General features: G+C 68.8%; 14 protein-coding genes. 2 read left to right on the top strand and 12 right to left on the bottom strand.

Going from position 1 to position 15,056, the window contains the following annotated elements; all coding sequences use genetic code 11:
• Window positions 1-27: 27 nt before the first annotated feature.
• From FHY06_RS28240 to FHY06_RS28215, 6 genes are all read right to left on the bottom strand, one after another.
• Window positions 28-738: an ABC transporter ATP-binding protein gene (locus FHY06_RS28240; RefSeq protein WP_132753534.1), complete on the bottom strand. Its 711-nt coding sequence runs from the start codon at window positions 736-738 to the stop codon at window positions 28-30.
• Window positions 739-758: 20 nt separating this feature from the next.
• Window positions 759-2,549 carry a branched-chain amino acid ABC transporter ATP-binding protein/permease gene (locus tag FHY06_RS28235; protein ID WP_184607053.1) on the bottom strand — a complete coding sequence of 597 codons (1,791 nt, stop codon included), beginning with the start codon at window positions 2,547-2,549 and terminating at the stop codon, window positions 759-761.
• Window positions 2,546-3,469: a branched-chain amino acid ABC transporter permease gene (locus tag FHY06_RS28230; protein ID WP_019656258.1), complete on the bottom strand. Its 924-nt coding sequence runs from the start codon at window positions 3,467-3,469 to the stop codon at window positions 2,546-2,548. Before FHY06_RS28230 ends, FHY06_RS28235 begins: the two co-directional genes overlap by 4 nt.
• A 75-nt stretch (window positions 3,470-3,544) precedes the next feature.
• Window positions 3,545-4,753, bottom strand: a complete 1,209-nt coding sequence (locus tag FHY06_RS28225) for an ABC transporter substrate-binding protein (RefSeq protein ID WP_019656259.1) — start codon at window positions 4,751-4,753, stop codon at window positions 3,545-3,547.
• Window positions 4,754-4,820: 67 nt separating this feature from the next.
• Window positions 4,821-5,597: an SDR family NAD(P)-dependent oxidoreductase gene (locus tag FHY06_RS28220; RefSeq protein ID WP_019656260.1), complete on the bottom strand. Its 777-nt coding sequence runs from the start codon at window positions 5,595-5,597 to the stop codon at window positions 4,821-4,823.
• A gap of 43 nt (window positions 5,598-5,640) precedes the next feature.
• Window positions 5,641-7,401: an FAD-dependent oxidoreductase gene (locus FHY06_RS28215; protein WP_019656261.1), complete on the bottom strand. Its 1,761-nt coding sequence runs from the start codon at window positions 7,399-7,401 to the stop codon at window positions 5,641-5,643.
• 186 nt (window positions 7,402-7,587) lie between these two features.
• Here FHY06_RS28215 and FHY06_RS28210 point away from each other — a divergent pair, with 186 nt between their 5' ends.
• Window positions 7,588-8,385 (top strand): IclR family transcriptional regulator, encoded by a 798-nt coding sequence (locus tag FHY06_RS28210; protein ID WP_019656262.1) that lies wholly within the window; start codon window positions 7,588-7,590, stop codon window positions 8,383-8,385.
• Between the two features lie 75 nt (window positions 8,386-8,460).
• Here the strand turns inward: FHY06_RS28210 and FHY06_RS28205 are convergent, their stop codons facing one another.
• The 6 genes from FHY06_RS28205 to FHY06_RS28180 form a co-directional block, all read right to left on the bottom strand.
• Window positions 8,461-9,207 carry a lysophospholipid acyltransferase family protein gene (locus tag FHY06_RS28205; protein WP_132753528.1) on the bottom strand — a complete coding sequence of 249 codons (747 nt, stop codon included), beginning with the start codon at window positions 9,205-9,207 and terminating at the stop codon, window positions 8,461-8,463.
• A gap of 142 nt (window positions 9,208-9,349) precedes the next feature.
• Window positions 9,350-10,636: a dihydroorotase gene (locus tag FHY06_RS28200; RefSeq protein ID WP_132753526.1), complete on the bottom strand. Its 1,287-nt coding sequence runs from the start codon at window positions 10,634-10,636 to the stop codon at window positions 9,350-9,352.
• A gap of 139 nt (window positions 10,637-10,775) precedes the next feature.
• On the bottom strand, window positions 10,776-11,738 hold the full coding sequence (locus FHY06_RS28195) for an aspartate carbamoyltransferase catalytic subunit (protein ID WP_019656265.1): 963 nt from the start codon (window positions 11,736-11,738) through the stop codon (window positions 10,776-10,778).
• Window positions 11,739-12,239, bottom strand: a complete 501-nt coding sequence (gene pyrR, locus FHY06_RS28190) for a bifunctional pyr operon transcriptional regulator/uracil phosphoribosyltransferase PyrR (RefSeq protein WP_019656266.1) — start codon at window positions 12,237-12,239, stop codon at window positions 11,739-11,741.
• A gap of 139 nt (window positions 12,240-12,378) precedes the next feature.
• Window positions 12,379-12,810: a Holliday junction resolvase RuvX gene (gene ruvX / locus FHY06_RS28185; protein ID WP_020723217.1), complete on the bottom strand. Its 432-nt coding sequence runs from the start codon at window positions 12,808-12,810 to the stop codon at window positions 12,379-12,381.
• Between the two features lie 118 nt (window positions 12,811-12,928).
• Window positions 12,929-13,528 (bottom strand): YqgE/AlgH family protein, encoded by a 600-nt coding sequence (locus FHY06_RS28180; RefSeq protein WP_019656268.1) that lies wholly within the window; start codon window positions 13,526-13,528, stop codon window positions 12,929-12,931.
• Between FHY06_RS28180 and FHY06_RS28175 the strand changes: the two genes are divergently transcribed.
• Window positions 13,529-15,028 (top strand): cryptochrome/photolyase family protein, encoded by a 1,500-nt coding sequence (locus FHY06_RS28175; protein ID WP_184607052.1) that lies wholly within the window; start codon window positions 13,529-13,531, stop codon window positions 15,026-15,028.
• Window positions 15,029-15,056: the final 28 nt, after the last annotated feature.

Here is a 15,056-nt window from a genome sequence, read left to right as displayed (position 1 = left end):
GAGTTCCTTTGAAATGAGCGATGCGGGTCAATGCGTGCCGAGGTACGCGGACTTCACCTTGGGGTTGTCGAGCAGCTCGCGGCCCGAGCCCTCGAGCGTGATGCAGCCGGTCTCGAGCACGTAGGCGCGGTCGGCCACGCCCAGCGCCTGCTTGGCCATCTGCTCCACCAGCAGGATGGTCAGGCCCGAACTGCGCAGCTGGCGGATGGCGTCGAAGATGTCCTTGATGATGAGCGGCGCCAGGCCCAGCGAGGGCTCGTCGAGCAGCAGCAGGCGCGGCTCGCTCATGAGCGCACGGGCGATCGCGAGCATCTGCTGCTCGCCGCCCGACAGCGTGCCCGAAGGCTGGTGCTGGCGCTCCTTCAGGCGCGGGAAGCGCGCGAACTCGCGCTCGATGCCGCGCTCCACGAAGGCCTTGTCGCCGCGGCGCGAATAGGCGCCGAGCATCAGGTTCTCGCGCACGGTCTGGTCGGGGAACACGCCGCGCCCCTCGGGCGACAGCGCCACGCCCAGGCCCACGCGCTTGTGCGAGGGCACGTGGGTGCAGTCGCTGCCGTCGATCAGCACGCGGCCCTCGGCCACGGGCTCCAGCCCGACGATGCTCTTGAGCAGCGTGCTCTTGCCGGCGCCGTTGGCGCCGATGATGGTGACGACCTCGCCCGCGCGCACTTCCAGGCTCACGCCCTTGACGGCCTCGATGGCGCCGTAGGAGACCTTCACCGATTCGATTTTCAGCATGATGGTTTCGGTCTTTCTGCTCAGGCCGGCATGGCCGTGGCCAGTGCCTCTTCTTGTTCGTCGTCCACGCCCAGGTAGGCCTCGACCACGCGCGGGTTGGCCTGCACCTCGGCGGGCCGGCCCTCGGCGATCTTGATGCCGTAGTCGAGCACGATCACGTGGTCGGAGATCGACATCACCAGGTCCATGTGGTGCTCCACCATCAGGATCGACACGCCGCACTTGCCGATGCGCAGCAGCAGCTCGCCGAGCTCGGCCGTCTCCTGCGGGTTGAGGCCCGCGGCCGGTTCGTCGAGCAGCAGCAGCTGCGGCTCGGTGGCCAGTGCGCGCGCCAGTTCCACGCGGCGCTGCAGTCCGTAGGGCAGGCTGCCCGCGGGCCAGTGCGCCAGGTGGCCGAGGTCGACGAGGTCGAGCAGCTGCAGCGCGCGCTCGCGCGTCGCCTTCTCCTGCCGGTTCGCGGTGGGCCAGGCCACCAGCGACGACACGAAGCCGTTGCTCATGCGGCTGTGGCGCCCGAGCATGACGTTGTCGAGCACCGAGAGATCCGCGAACAGGCGCAGGTTCTGGAACGTGCGGCCCATGCCCATGCAGCAGATGGCGTGCGCCGGCTGGCCCACGATGTTGCGGCCCAGGAAGCGGATCGAGCCCGCGTCGGGTTCGATCACGCCGGTGAGCATGTTGATCATGGTGCTCTTGCCCGCGCCGTTCGGCCCGATCAGCGCATGGATGTGGCCGCGCTGCAGGCGAAACGACACGTCCTGCGCCGGCTTCACGCCGCCGTACGACTTGGTCACGCCCTGCACCACCAGCAGCTCGCCTTCGCCGCCGGGGCCGATCTGGCCCGGCACGCCGCTGCCGCCCGCGCCTTCGCCGCGATGGCGCGACTTCATGAACCACTTGTTGAAGAGGCCCACCACGCCGCCGGGCATCACGTACAGCGCGAACAGCAGCAGGAAGCCATAGAGGAAGTGCTGTGCCGAGGGCCAGCGCGCGAGCAGCGCGTCGGTCAGCGTGAGCAGCACCGCGCCCACCAGCGGGCCGTACATCGAGCCCGCGCCGCCGAACAGCACCAGCAGCAGGATGAAGATCGACAGGTGGAAGGTGATGAAGTCGGAGTTGATGTACTGGTTCTGCTGCGCCACCAGCGCGCCCGCGATGCCGCAGGTGACGGCCGCGACCACGAAGGCCATGACCTTGGCGCGGTACACGCGAACGCCCACGGAGGACGACGCGATCTCGTCCGCCTGCAGCGACAGCAGCGCGCGCCCGAAGCGGCCGCCCAGCAGGTTGCGCAGCAAGAGGTGCAGTGCCGCGCACAGCACGATGCCGAGGATCACCCACTGCGTGGTGTCCAGCGGCGCGCCCTTCCAGGTCAGCGGCCGGATGCCGTAGATGCCCTGGGCGCCGCCGAACACGTCGGTCCATTCGCCCACGAGCTTCTCGACCACGATGCCGAAGGCCAGCGTGACCATGGCGAGGTACGGCCCCTTCACGCGCAGCGAGGGCAGCGCGATCAGCACGCCGCACAGCCCGGAGATGACGGCGGCCAGCGCGAGCGCGAGCCACGGGTCCATGTCGGTGCGCGATGTCAGCAGCGCCACCCCGTAGGCGCCGGCCGCGAACAGCCCGGCCTGGCCGAGCGATTTCTGCCCCGCGTAGCCCACCAGCACGTTCATGCCGGCGGCGCAGAGGTAGTAGACGCACATCATGAAGGCGATGCGCAGGTAGTAGTCGTTGCCCGACATCGAGACGATGCCGCAGAGCACCGCCGCGACCAGCACCACGGCAAGGGGATGGGCCAGGCGCTTCATACCTTCTCCACCGTCGAGCGGCCGAACAGGCCCGTGGGACGGAATGCCAGCACGAGGATGACGAGCGCGAACACCGCCACCTCGCGCCACTGCGCCTGCCAGAGGTTGACCATCGACTCGAGCACGCCGAGCAGGAAACCGCCGATCACGCAGCCGCGCGGATTGCTCAGCCCGCCGATCATCGCGCCCGAGAAGCCCTTGAGCCCCACGGTGAGGCCCATGAAGAGCGAGGCCTGCGCGATGGGCGCGAGCAGGAAGCCCGAGAGCCCTGCCAGCGCCGAGCTGACGACGAAGGCGCCGATCATCATCGCGTTGGTGTTGATGCCCATCAGGCTCGCGACGTTGCCGTTCTGCGCCACCGCGCGCATCGCCTTGCCGACCATGGTGCGGTTCATCACGCGGTCGAAACCCAGCATCACGACCACGGCCACGCCGAGCGTGAGCAGCTCCTGCGGACGCACGCCCACGCCGAACAGGCGGATCACGGTGTCGCCCACGGGCGCGGGCACCACCACCGGCTTCGGGCCCCAGATGGCGAGGCCCACGCTCTGCAGGATCACGCCGAAGCCCAGCGTGCTCATCACCCAGGCCATGCCGGGGCGGCCGGCGAAGGGCCGCACGCCCAGCACGTAGAGCAGCCAGCCCAGCAGCCCCATCACGCCGAGCGCGGCCAGCAGCGCGAACAGCTGCGCGCCCGCGCCGGGCACGGCGTCGCCGAAGGTGGTGGAGCTCAGCGGCTTGCCCAGTACCAGGAACAGGGCGCTCATGCCGATGAAGGCGCCGGCCGAGACGAACTCGCCGTGCGAGAAGTTCAGCGTCTTGGTGGTCGTGAACGTGATGCTGAATCCCAGCGCCACCAGCGCATAGGCACCGCCGACGGCGAGCCCGCTGATGAGCGCCTGCAGGAGCGCTTCAACCATGTTGTGTATCTCCGTTGCGAGACGGCGCCGGCTGCCGCGCGGGCAGGCCGGTCGCGCCTCATCTTTCTGTCTTGCTTACTGCTTGAAGTCGGCCGGCTTGAGGCCCTGGATCAGCGCGTCGCTGTAGGGCAGCAGCTTGCCGTCCTTCCAGCGGATCCAGACCAGGTCCTTGGCGGTCAGCGCCTCGTGGTTGGTCTTGCTGAAGGGCTTGTCGTAGGTCTTCAGCACGCCCTGCACGGGCGTCTTCAGGTCTTCGAGCGCCGCGCGCACCGCTGCGCCGTCGGTGCTGTTGGCCTGCTTCATGGCCTGCGCCAGCAGCTGCATGGAGTCGTAGCCGTGCAGCGCGAACGAGAACGAGCCGGGCGCCTTCAGCTTGGCGCCGATGCGGTCGAACAGTTTCTGCTGCGCGGGCGTGCGGGTCTCGCTCACGGTGCGCATGAAGATGGGCTTCTCGGCCAGCGCCTTGCCCGCCGCGTCGTAGAAGGTGATGTTGTCGGCGGCCCAGGAGGTGAGCGTCAGCGGGAAGTAGTTGATCTTCTCCATGCTGCGCACCAGCTGCGCGATGGGCGTGCCCTGCGCCCACACCACCACGGTGTCGACGTTGGCGGCCTTCATCTTCGACAGCTGCGAGGTCATGTCGGTGTCGCCGACGCCGAAGCGCTCGGTGGCGGCGATCTTGATGTCCTGCAGCTTGGCGATCTCTTCCATGTCCTTCAGGCCGCCCTGGCCGTAGCCGGTGGTCTCGGCCATCAGGCCCACCACCTTGGAGCCGGCGGTGTTCTTCTTCACGTAGGCCATGAGTGCGGCGACCTGCTCGCGGTCGACCATCGAGACGCGGAACATGTAGTTGTCGGCGCCGGGGCTCATCGGCTTGGTGATGTCGGTGCCCGAGCCCACGTTGCCCAGCACTGGGATCTTCTTCTGGTTGGCGATGTGCTTCCACGCCATCGCGTTGCCCGAGTTTGTGGGGCCGAACACCGCCACCACCTTCTCGTTGTCGATCAGGTCGCTCATGTTCTGGATCGACTTGGGCGGGGCCGACACGTCGTCGCGCGTGACCAGCGCGAGCTTCTTGCCGAGCACGCCGCCGGCGGCGTTGATGTCGGCGATGGCCGCTTCCATGCCCAGCACCGCGGCCTGCCCGCTCTGCGCCGAGGGCGATGCGGAAAGGTCGCCGTTGTAGCCGACCTTGATGTCCTGCGCCATGGCGCCGGTTGCGCCGGCCGCGAAGGCGGCGAACGCGGCTGCGGCGAGCAGCGTCTTGTACAGACGGATGGTTTTCATTTTTTGTCTCCTGAGGTTGACGGACGAGGAAGCGGAAAAAGCGGAAAGCAGAAGGCAGGAAGGAGGCTCAGACGGCGAGGAAGCCGCCGTCCACCGGCAGCACGATGCCGGTGACGTAGCGCGACATGTCGCTGGCCAGGAAGATCACCGGGCCCACCAGGTCTTCGGTCTGGCCGACGCGGCCCATCGGGATGCGGGTCATGAACGATTCGAGGCGCTGCGGGTTCTCGCGCGTGGCCGCGGTCATGGGCGTCTCGATCACGCCGGGGGCCAGCGCGTTGACGCGCACGCCGGCAGGCGCGAGTTCCTGCGCGAGCGACTGCGTGAGCATCTTGATCGCGCCCTTCGAGGGCGAGTAGCCCAGGCTCGCGCCCTGCCCCGCATAGGCGGCGATGGAGGCGATGTTGATGATCGAGCCCTTCGTCTGCTTGAGCATCGGGATGAAGGCCAGCGTGGTGTTGAAGGTGCCGTGCACGTTCACGTCGATGGTCTTCTTCCAGTTGGCCGCGGCGTTCGGGCTGCTGGTGTTCTCGCGGATGATGATGCCGGCGTTGTTGACCAGCAGGTCGACGTTGCCGATCTCCCTGCCCACGCGCTCGGCCATCGCCTGGCAGGCCTCGGGGGCGGTGACGTCGAGCACGAAGGACCAGGCCTCGCCGCCCGCGTCGCGCACCAGCTGCGCGGTTTCGCTGACGGTGGCGTCGTTCATGTCGGTGACGACGACGCGCGCGCCGGCCTGCGCCAGGCCCAGCGCGAGCGCGCGGCCGTTGCCCTGGCCCGCGCCGGTGATGAAGGCCAGGCGGCCTTCGAGCAGGCGGGGTGCGACGGTGGATGGAAAGGCCATCGGTGTCTCCTTCTTTCTCTGTCTATGTATGTATGGATGAGGCTCAGGCGGCGCGGCCGACCGGCACGGCCTCGCGCTGCTCCACCTTCAGCTGCGCCGCGGCCTTGGCCTCGGCCTGCGCGACCTGCAGCCCGGCAACGTAGCCGAAGGTCAGCGCCGGGCCGAGCGTGATGCCGGCGCCGGGGTAGTTGCCGCCCATCACGCTGGCCGCGTCGTTGCCCACCGCGTAGAGGCCCTTGATCGGCTGGCGGTTGGCGTCGAGCACGCGCGTCTTCTCGTCGGTGACGAGGCCGGCGAAGGTGCCGATGTCGCCGATCACCAGCCTGATGGCGTAGTACGGGCCGTTCTCCAGCGGCGCCACGCACGGGTTCGGCGTGACGTTCGCGTCGCCCTGGTAGCGGTTGTAGGCCTTGCTGCCCTTGCCGAAGGCCGGGTCGTCGCCGTTGCGCGCGCCCTTGTTGAACTCCTGCACGGTGGCTTCGAGCGTGGCGGGCGCGATGCCGATTTCCTTGGCCAGTTCGCCGACGGTGGCGCCGCGCTTGAGGTAGCCGCTCCTGAGGTGCCGCCCGATGGGCAGCGGCGCGGGCGCGACGCAGCCCAGGCCGTAGTTGCGCAGCGCCTTGTGGTCGCACAGCAGCCAGGCCGTGACTTCGGGCTCGCCCTCGCAGGCCTTGACCATCGCCTGCACGAAGTCGTGGTACGAGTTGCCTTCGTTGGTGAAGCGCCGGCCCTTGGCGGTGACCGCGATCACGCCGGGCTTTGCGCGGTCGATGAAGTGCGGCATCACGCCCTTGCTGCCGTCCGGGCGCGTGGTGACCGACGCGGGCACCCAGGCCGCTGCGTGCGGGATGGTGCCGTCGACGCGGCCGCCCACCGCTTCGGCCAGGCGCAGGCCGTCGCCGGTGTTGGTCGAGGGCGATGGCGAGTAGTGCTCGCGGCCGGTGGGCGCGTGCGGGAAGAGCTGCTTGCGGCGCTCCACGTCGTAGGGGAAGCCGCCGCAGGCCAGCACCACGCCGCGCTTCGCGACCACGCGCACGTTCTGGCCTTCGTGCTGCACCACGGCTCCGGAGACGCCGTCGTACTCCACCACCAGCTTCTTCACCGGCGACGAGAGCCACACGGGAATGTTCTTGTCCATCGCGGCCTTGGCGAGGCGGCCGGCCAGCGCGTTGCCGTTGGTCAGCGTCATGCCGCGGCCATGGCGCAGCACGTCGAGGAAGTGGCGGCTCAGCCGCTTCGTCACGTACCAGAACGAGGTGGGCGACTTGAAGGCCCGCATGAAGTGTTTGATCTCGGGGCCCGAGCCCAACATCATCCCGAACACGGTGAGCTCGGGCAGCGGCGGCGCCAGCTGCTTGATGCGCTTGCCCAGCTCGCGTCCGTCGAACGGGCGCGTGACCATCGAGCGGCCGCCCTGCTGGCCGCCGGGCGCCTCGGCGTGGTAGTCGGGGAAGACGGCCGGCATGTCGAACTGCACGCAGGTGTTGCGCGTGAAGAAGTCGATGGCCTTCGGGCCCATCTCGAGGAAGGTGCCCACGCGCGCGGCGTCGAAGTGCGTGGTGGCCTCGTGCTTCATGTATTCGAGCGCGGCGCCCTCGGGCTCGTGGATGCCCTGCTCCGTGGCCAGGCGCGTGCCCGGAATCCACAGCCACCCGCCCGAGCGTGCGGTGGTGCCGCCGAAGCGCGGCTCCTTCTCGACCACCAGCACCTTCAGCCCCTGCGATGCCGCAGTGACCGCGGTGGCCATGCCCGATGCGCCGCTGCCGACGACGAGCACGTCGCATTCAAAAGTGTTCTGTTCCATGTCTCTGTCTGTTCGCGTGTTTGTGTAAGACCAAAGTTGCGGCGCAGTTTAGGCAGCGACATTGATATGGTCAAGTGTCTTCGTTACTATCAGATGATCAATCATCATCGATTGAATACGACCATATCAGTAGAAACCCCGATGGCTATACTCGCCCCCACTCTCACTCCCCACGCCGGGCGCCCCATGGAAAAGCCAAGACGTGGCATTCAGTCCGTCGAAATCGGAACGCAACTGCTGGTGGCGCTCGGGCGCCATGTGGCGCCCATGGCGCTGCGCGACCTGGGCAAGGCCGCGGGCGTCCCCCCCGGCAAGGCGCACCCCTATCTCGTCAGCTTCCTGAAGGTCGGTTTCGTCGTGCAGGACAGCGCAGGCCGCTACGAGCTGGGCCCGCTGGCGCTGCAGCTGGGGCTGGCCAAGCTGCAGCGGCTCGATCCGATCAAGGAGGCGTCGCCCCTCATCGAACAGCTCGCCTCGGAGACTGAGCAGAGCATCGCGGTGGCCGTGTGGGGCAACTTCGGGCCGACCGTGGTGCGGCTGGAAGAGCCGATCCACCCGCTGCACGTGAACCTGCGCACCGGCACCGTCATGTCGCTGGCCTACACCGCGACCGGCCGGCTCTTCGCGGCGTACCTGCCGCCCAAGGTGGTCGAAAAGATGATGCTGGAAGACCTGGCGCGCACCCGCCCCGCGGATGGCCGCGGCGCCACCGCCGAGCTCTCGCGCGCAGAGATCGAGACGCTGCTGGTCGAGACGCGGCTGCACGGCATGTCGCGCACGCTGGGCCAGCCGATCCCCGGCATCGACGCCTTCTGCGCACCGGTGTTCGACTCCACCAACAACCTGGTGCTGGGCATCACCGCCATGGGGCCCGAAGCCACCTTCGACCGCGAGTGGGACGGCCGCGTGGCCGCGCCGCTGCGAGCCTGCGCGCTGGAGATCTCGCGCCGGCTGGGCTTCGTGCCCACGGGCGAGCAGGACTGATCGAGGTCGTCACCGGCTTGTCGACAATGGAAAAAGGCGCTTCACGAAGCGCCTTTTTCCTTGCTGCCGAACCGGTCAGTGCGTTTCGCGCCGCAGCTGCTGCACGTCTTCATGCAGCGACTGCGCCCACGCGCGGCGGTCGCGGCCGTGCGGGTCCTGCGGCTCGCCGAAGCGCACGATGGCCAGCAGCGGCGGCGCGCGCAGCGTGTTCCACAGCGACACGACGAGGTTGTCGTCGTCGACGTAGCGCGGCGCCTGGCTGGTCTCGCCGGTGGCGGCATCGGCAAAACGCAGCGCGGCGGGCACCACCGGTGCGCCCGAGGAGATCGACGCCTGCAGCAGGTTGGCGTGGAAGGGCAGCAGGCCCCGGCCGTCGCTGGTCGTGCCTTCGGGGAACACGCCGATCAGGTCGCCGTTGCGCAGCGCGTCGGTCATGTGGTGCACCACGCGCAGCGCGTCGCGGCGGCGTTCGCGCTCGATGTAGAGCGTGCCCGAGCCGTTGGACAGCGTGCCGATCAGCGGCCACGACTTCACGTCCGACTTCGACACGAAACGCACGTGCCGCGCGGCGTGGATGGTGGTGATGTCCAGCCACGAGAGGTGGTTGCAGATCAGCAGCGCCGGCCCCTTGGCGGGCGGCGTGCCCTGCACCACCAGCGTGATGCCCATCAGCTCCAGCATGCGCCGCGACCACGCCTGCACGCGCGCGTTGCGCTGGTCGGGCGAGAGCTTCGGGAAGGTGAAGCGGATCGTCCACCAGCCCGAGGCCGCATGCATCACCGCGCGCAGCAGGCGCCAGCAGGCTTTCAGCGAATGCAGCATCGCACGGGCGCCCTCTCGGTGGCTTCCATGCAGGGTCGTGGAACACCGCGGAACCGGCTTTGCCGGCCCGCTGGTGTTGCCCTCTGCAAGGAGGTTGGCGCAGCGACGCGAAGTGCGCGAAGCCTCGGGGTGCGCTTCATTTCTATTCGTGGACGACGCGGCCGGCCACCAGCGTATGCCGCGCACGGCCCTGCAGCGGATAGCCCGCGAACGGCGTGTGCTTGCCCTGGCTCCTGAGCGCGCCGGGCTCCACCTGCCATTCGAGTGCGGGATCGACGATGCACAGGTCGGCCACGCCGCCTTGCTGCAGGCGGCCGATGCCGGTGGCTGCATGGTCGGCACCCAGCAGGCGCGCAGGCGCGGCGGTGACCGCCTCGATGGCGCGCGCGATGCCGGCGCCGCTTCGCTCGCCCCAGCGCAGCGCGAGCGGCAGCAGCAGTTCGAGGCCGGTGGCGCCCGCCTCGGCTTCGGCGAAGGGCAGCGTCTTGGCGTCGGCCTCGACCGGCGTGTGGTCGGACACCAGCGCGTCGATGGTGCCGTCGGCCAGCGCGGCCGAGAGCGCGTCGCGGTCGCCCTGCTGGCGCAGCGGCGGGTTCAGTCGGGCGCGGCTGTCGAAGTAGCCGATGTCGGTGTCGGCCAGATGCAGCGAGTTGATGCTCACGTCGCAGGTGATCGGCAGGCCCTGTGCCTTGGCCTGGCGCACCAGCTCCACGCCGCGGGCGCTGGAGATGCGGCACAGGTGCACGCGCGCGCCGGTGCTCTTCATGAGCTCGACGATGGTGAAGATGGCGATGGTCTCGGCCGACACGGACACGCCCGACAGGCCCAGCCGCGTGGCGAGCGGGCCGCTGGCGGCCACGCCCTTGCCGAGGTCGCGGTCCTGCGGGCGCAGCCACACGGTGTAGCCGAAGGTGCTGGCGTACGACAGCGCGCGCTGCAGCACCTGCGTGTCGCCCAGCGGCACGTCGGCCTGGCCGAAGCCGATGCAGCCGGCCTCGGTGAGCTCGGCCATCTCGGTCAGCACGCCGCCGGCCAGGCCGCGGGTGAGCGCGCCCTGCGGGAACAGGCGCGCGGCCTGCAGCTTCTCGGCGCGGAACTTGAGCATCTCGACCAGGCCGGGCTCGTCGAGCACCGGGTCGGTGTCGGGCGGGCACACGAGGCTGGTGACGCCGCCGGCGATGGCCGCGGCCATCTCGCTCTCGAGCATGCCCTCGTGCTCGTAGCCCGGCTCGCGCAGGCGCGCGGCCAGGTCCACGAGGCCGGGCGCGACGATGCAGCCCGAGGCGTCGATGGTGCGCTCGGCCTGGAAGCCGGCGGGGATGCTGCTGCCGATGCCGGTGATCTTTCCGTCGGCGATGGCGATGTCGGCCTTTTGATCGGTGCCCGACGCGGGGTCGACGACGCGGCCGTTGGTGATTTGGATGTTCATGCGTCTGTACTTCCGCTGACAGTCAGGGCCTTTTCGGGAAACACCGTGGCGCCGGCTTCGCCGGGCCACCGGTGCTGCCCCCGGCAGGGGGTTGGCGACGCGACACGAAGTGCGCGAAGACTGGTGGCAAGCAACATTTCTATGCCTCGTTGCCCGCCACGATGCTCATCACCGCCATGCGCACGGCGATGCCGAAAGTGACCTGCGGAAGGATCACGCTCTGCTTGCCGTCGACCACGGCGGAGTCGATCTCCACGCCGCGGTTGATGGGGCCCGGGTGCATCACGATGGCGTCGGGCTTGGCCAGCTGCAGCTTCTCCTGCGTGAGGCCGAAGGTCTTGAAGAACTCCTGCGACGACGGCAGCAGGGCGCCGCTCATGCGTTCGTTCTGCAGGCGCAGCATGATGACCACGTCGCAGTCCTTGATGCCCTCTTCGAGCGTGTGGCACACGCGCACGCCCATGCCGGCCATGTCGCCGGGCACCAGCGTCTTCGGGCCGACCACGCGCACCTCGGCGCAGCCCAGCGTGGTGAGCGCGTGGATGTCGGAGCGCGCCACGCGCGAATGCAGCACGTCGCCGACGATGGCGACCGTGAGGTTCGAGAAATCCTTCTTGTAGTGGCGGATCGTGTACATGTCGAGCAGCCCCTGCGTCGGGTGCGCGTGGCGGCCGTCGCCGGCGTTCACCACGTGCACGTGCGGCGCGACGTGCTGCGCGATCAGGTAGGGCGCGCCCGACTCGCTGTGGCGCACCACGAACAGGTCGGCGGCCATGGCGCTCAGGTTGGCGATGGTGTCCAGCAGCGACTCGCCCTTGGTGGCCGAGGAGCGCGCGATGTCGAGATTGATCACGTCGGCGCTCAGGCGCTTGGCCGCGATCTCGAAGGTGGTGCGCGTGCGGGTGCTGTTCTCGAAGAACAGGTTGAACACGCTCTTGCCTCGCAGCAGCGGCACCTTCTTCACCTCGCGGTCGCTCACGCTCGTGAAGTTGGCGGCCGTGTCGAGGATGTGCGTGACGATGTCCTTGGGCAGGCCCTCGATCGACAGCAGGTGGATCAGCTCGCCGTTCTTGTTGAGCTGGGGGTTTCGCTTGTAGAGCATTTACCTGTTCTCCTCCACCTTGAGGCTGAAGGCGCCGTCATTGGCGCGTGCAAGGGCGAGCAGTTGCGTGTCGGGCAGCGTCAACGTGGCGGCGGCGAAGTCGGCCGCCACCGGCAGCTCGCGGCCGCCGCGATCCACCAGCACCGCGAGGCGCACGCTGGCCGGACGGCCGAAGTCGAACAGCTCGTTGAGCACCGCGCGGATGGTGCGGCCGGTGTAGAGCACGTCGTCGAGCAGCAGCACGTCGGCGCCGTTCACGTCGAAGGGCAGCGAGGTCTGCGCGCTGGCCGAAAGGCCGCGGCGCGCGAAGTCGTCGCGGTGCATGGCCGATGAGATGACGCCGGGCGCGCCGGGCAGGCCCAGGTCCTTCTGCAGCCGCTCGACCAGCCAGGCGCCGCCGGAGGTGATGCCCACCAGCTTCGTTTCAGGGCGCACCAGCGGCTTCACGCCGGCCAGCAGATCGAGATACAACGCCTCGGCGTCAGGAACGACAGAACTCAAGATGATTGCTCCAGGACAAGGCAAGGAAAACGGAAAGCTCGGGGAACACCGCGGAACCGGCTCCGCCGGGCCACAGGTGTCGCCCCCGGCGAGGGAGTTGGCGAAGCGACACGAAGTGCGCGAAGCCTGGGGGAGAGCCTCATTGCTCCAGGCTCCTCAGGAACTGCTCCAGGATGATGCAGGCCGACGCAGCATCGGCATCGCGCGCCCCCGAGGCCAGCGCCTCGGTGGTGCTGTAGCGCTCGTCGACCTCGAACACCTGGAGATTGAAACGGCCGCGCAGCTGGCGCGCGAACTTCTGCGCGCGGCGGGTGTTCTCGTGCGCGGCGCCATCGGGGTGCCAGGGAACACCGATCACCAGCGCGTCGGGCTGCCATTCCTTGATGCGCGCCTCGACCTGCGCGAAGCGCGCGTCGCCCTCGGCCTTGATGGTCGGCTGGGGCGTGGCGGTGCGCAGCAGCCGGTTGCCGCTGGCCACGCCCGTGCGCTTCAGGCCGAAATCGAAGGCCAGGAAGCTCTGGAAATGGGAGGGAACAACGGCAGGCGCTGGGGACCGGGCGCTGTCAGACATCGCCGGTCCGTTCACAGGGGGCCGCCGCGCACGGCCGCCCGAAGCGGCCGGCCCGCCCGCGGCAGGGAGTTGGCGAAGCGGCACGAAGTGCGCGCAGCCTGGGGGCGAGCCAGGTTCATCAGGCGTGTCCGGCGTCGGGGGACAGCTTCCAGGCCTCCAGGCCCAGCAGCATCAGCGCCTTGTCGTAGCGCTGCTCGATCGGGGTGTCGAAGATCACCGCCGGGTCGGCGCCCACGGTGAGCCAGCTGTTCTCGGCCAGCTCGGATTCGAGCTGCCCTTCGCCCCAGGCCGCGTAGCCCAGGGAGACCAGCACTTTGCGCGGGCCCGCGCCGGTGGCCAGGGCCTCCAGCACGTCCTTGGAAGTGGTCATCTCGAGCCCGCCGGGGATTGTCATGGTCGAGGCGTAGACGGATTCCTCGGGCTTCTCGGCCTGGGAGAAGACCGGCTCGTGCAGCACGAAGCCGCGCTCGGTCTGCACCGGCCCGCCCTGGAAGACGGGGGCTTCGCCCAGCTCGGGGCGGGCCAGGTGCAGCTCGATCTTCTCGAAGAGCACCTTGAGGTTGATGTCGCTGGGCTTGTTGATCACAAGGCCGAGCGCGCCGCGCTCGCTGTGTTCGCAGAGGTACACGACGCTGCGGTTGAAAGTTTTGTCTTCCATCCCGGGCATCGCTATCAAAAAGTGATGCGTGAGGTTCATCGGGGCAGAATCGGCGGCCATATGCCTCCGATTTTACTGGCCGTCGACAAGACCTATCCCAAAGGGCTCATGTGGTTCCGCCGCGACCTGCGCGTGGACGACAACGCCGCCCTCTACCGTGCGCTCCGGGCCTGCAGGCAGGTCCTGTGCGTGTTCGTGTTCGACAAGGCGATCCTGGACGCCCTGCCCACGGTCGACCGCCGGGTGGAGTTCATCCGCGAATCGCTGGTGGAGCTGGAGGCCGAGCTGCGCGCGCTGGGCGGAGGGCTGATCGTGCGGCATGCGGTGGCGGCGCAGGAGATTCCGGCCCTGGCCCGCGAGCTCGGCGTGCAGGCCGTCTTCGCCAACCGCGACGACGAGCCCGACGCGCTGGAGCGCGACGCCAAGGTCTTCGGCGCGCTGGCCAACGCGGGCGTGACCTTCCACACCTACAAGGACTCGACCGTCTTCGACCGCGACGAGGTCATGACCAAGACCGGACAGCCCTACACGGTGTTCACGCCCTACAAGCGGGCCTGGCTGGCGAAGCTCGACGCCTTCTTCCTGAAGTCGTACCCGGTGCGCAACCACGCCGATGCGCTCGCCCCCTCGCCCCAGGCCTACGGCGAGCCGGTGCCCACGCTGCGCGAGATCGGCTTCGAGAAGAGCAACCTCTCGACGCTGGAGATCCCCACCGGCACCCGCGGCGCCGGCAAGCTCTTCGAGGACTTCTTCGAGCGCATCGACCGCTACGACGAGGCACGCAACTTCCCCGCCGTGCGCGGCCCCAGCTACATGGGCATCCACCTGCGCTTCGGCACGGTGTCGATCCGGCAGCTGGCCAGCGTGTCGCACCAGCTCTCGCTGCAGGGCAACACGGGTGCGGCGACCTGGCTGAGCGAACTGATCTGGCGGGAGTTCTACTTCCAGATCCTGGCGCACTTCCCGCACGTTCACCAGGGCGGCGAGTCGAAGAGCTTCCGCCCCGAGTACGACAAGATCCAGTGGCACCACGGCAAGCACGCCGACCAGCTCTTCGATGCCTGGTGCAACGGCCGCACCGGCTACCCGCTGGTGGACGCCGCCATGCTGCAGATCAACCAGAGCGGCTACATGCACAACCGCCTGCGCATGGTGGCCGCGAGCTTCCTGTGCAAGGACCTGGGTCTGGACTGGCGCCGCGGCGAGGCCTACTTCGCGCTGCACCTGAACGACTTCGAGCTGGCCTCGAACAACGGCGGCTGGCAGTGGGCCAGTTCCAGCGGCTGCGACGCCCAGCCCTACTTCCGCATCTTCAACCCGGTGACCCAGAGCGAGCGCTTCGACCCCGAGGGCAAGTTCATCCGCCGCTACCTGCCGCAGCTCGCGGGGCTGTCGAGCACCACGATCCACGCGCCCTGGCTGGCCTCGCCGGTGGAACTGGAAGCCGCCGGCATCAAGCTCGGTGAGACCTACCCCAAGCCGGTGGTCGACCATGCAGAGGCGCGCGAGAAGACGCTGCAGCGCTACGGCGTGGCGCGGGCGAAGGCGCTGCAGAAATAGCGACCACCGGAACCGGAAAAGAAAAAAG

Origin of the sequence: Variovorax atrisoli (assembly GCF_014195185.1) — a bacterium.
Lineage (GTDB): Bacteria > Pseudomonadota > Gammaproteobacteria > Burkholderiales > Burkholderiaceae_C > Variovorax > Variovorax atrisoli.
The sequence above is the reverse complement of the archived record's forward strand: the minus strand, read 5'-3'. Positions and strand labels throughout refer to the sequence as shown.

What these genes read in the sequence shown, in the direction of transcription:
- FHY06_RS28240 (WP_132753534.1), bottom strand. Translation starts at nt 738, where the DNA reads ATGCTGAAAATCGAATCGGTGAAGGTCTCCTACGGCGCCATCGAGGCC.
- FHY06_RS28235 (WP_184607053.1), bottom strand. Translation starts at nt 2,549, where the DNA reads ATGAAGCGCCTGGCCCATCCCCTTGCCGTGGTGCTGGTCGCGGCGGTG.
- FHY06_RS28230 (WP_019656258.1), bottom strand. Translation starts at nt 3,469, where the DNA reads ATGGTTGAAGCGCTCCTGCAGGCGCTCATCAGCGGGCTCGCCGTCGGC.
- FHY06_RS28225 (WP_019656259.1), bottom strand. Translation starts at nt 4,753, where the DNA reads ATGAAAACCATCCGTCTGTACAAGACGCTGCTCGCCGCAGCCGCGTTC.
- FHY06_RS28220 (WP_019656260.1), bottom strand. Translation starts at nt 5,597, where the DNA reads ATGGCCTTTCCATCCACCGTCGCACCCCGCCTGCTCGAAGGCCGCCTG.
- FHY06_RS28215 (WP_019656261.1), bottom strand. Translation starts at nt 7,401, where the DNA reads ATGGAACAGAACACTTTTGAATGCGACGTGCTCGTCGTCGGCAGCGGC.
- FHY06_RS28210 (WP_019656262.1), top strand. Translation starts at nt 7,588, where the DNA reads ATGGAAAAGCCAAGACGTGGCATTCAGTCCGTCGAAATCGGAACGCAA.
- FHY06_RS28205 (WP_132753528.1), bottom strand. Translation starts at nt 9,207, where the DNA reads ATGCTGCATTCGCTGAAAGCCTGCTGGCGCCTGCTGCGCGCGGTGATG.
- FHY06_RS28200 (WP_132753526.1), bottom strand. Translation starts at nt 10,636, where the DNA reads ATGAACATCCAAATCACCAACGGCCGCGTCGTCGACCCCGCGTCGGGC.
- FHY06_RS28195 (WP_019656265.1), bottom strand. Translation starts at nt 11,738, where the DNA reads ATGCTCTACAAGCGAAACCCCCAGCTCAACAAGAACGGCGAGCTGATC.
- ruvX (WP_020723217.1), bottom strand. Translation starts at nt 12,810, where the DNA reads ATGTCTGACAGCGCCCGGTCCCCAGCGCCTGCCGTTGTTCCCTCCCAT.
- FHY06_RS28180 (WP_019656268.1), bottom strand. Translation starts at nt 13,528, where the DNA reads ATGGCCGCCGATTCTGCCCCGATGAACCTCACGCATCACTTTTTGATA.
- FHY06_RS28175 (WP_184607052.1), top strand. Translation starts at nt 13,529, where the DNA reads ATGCCTCCGATTTTACTGGCCGTCGACAAGACCTATCCCAAAGGGCTC.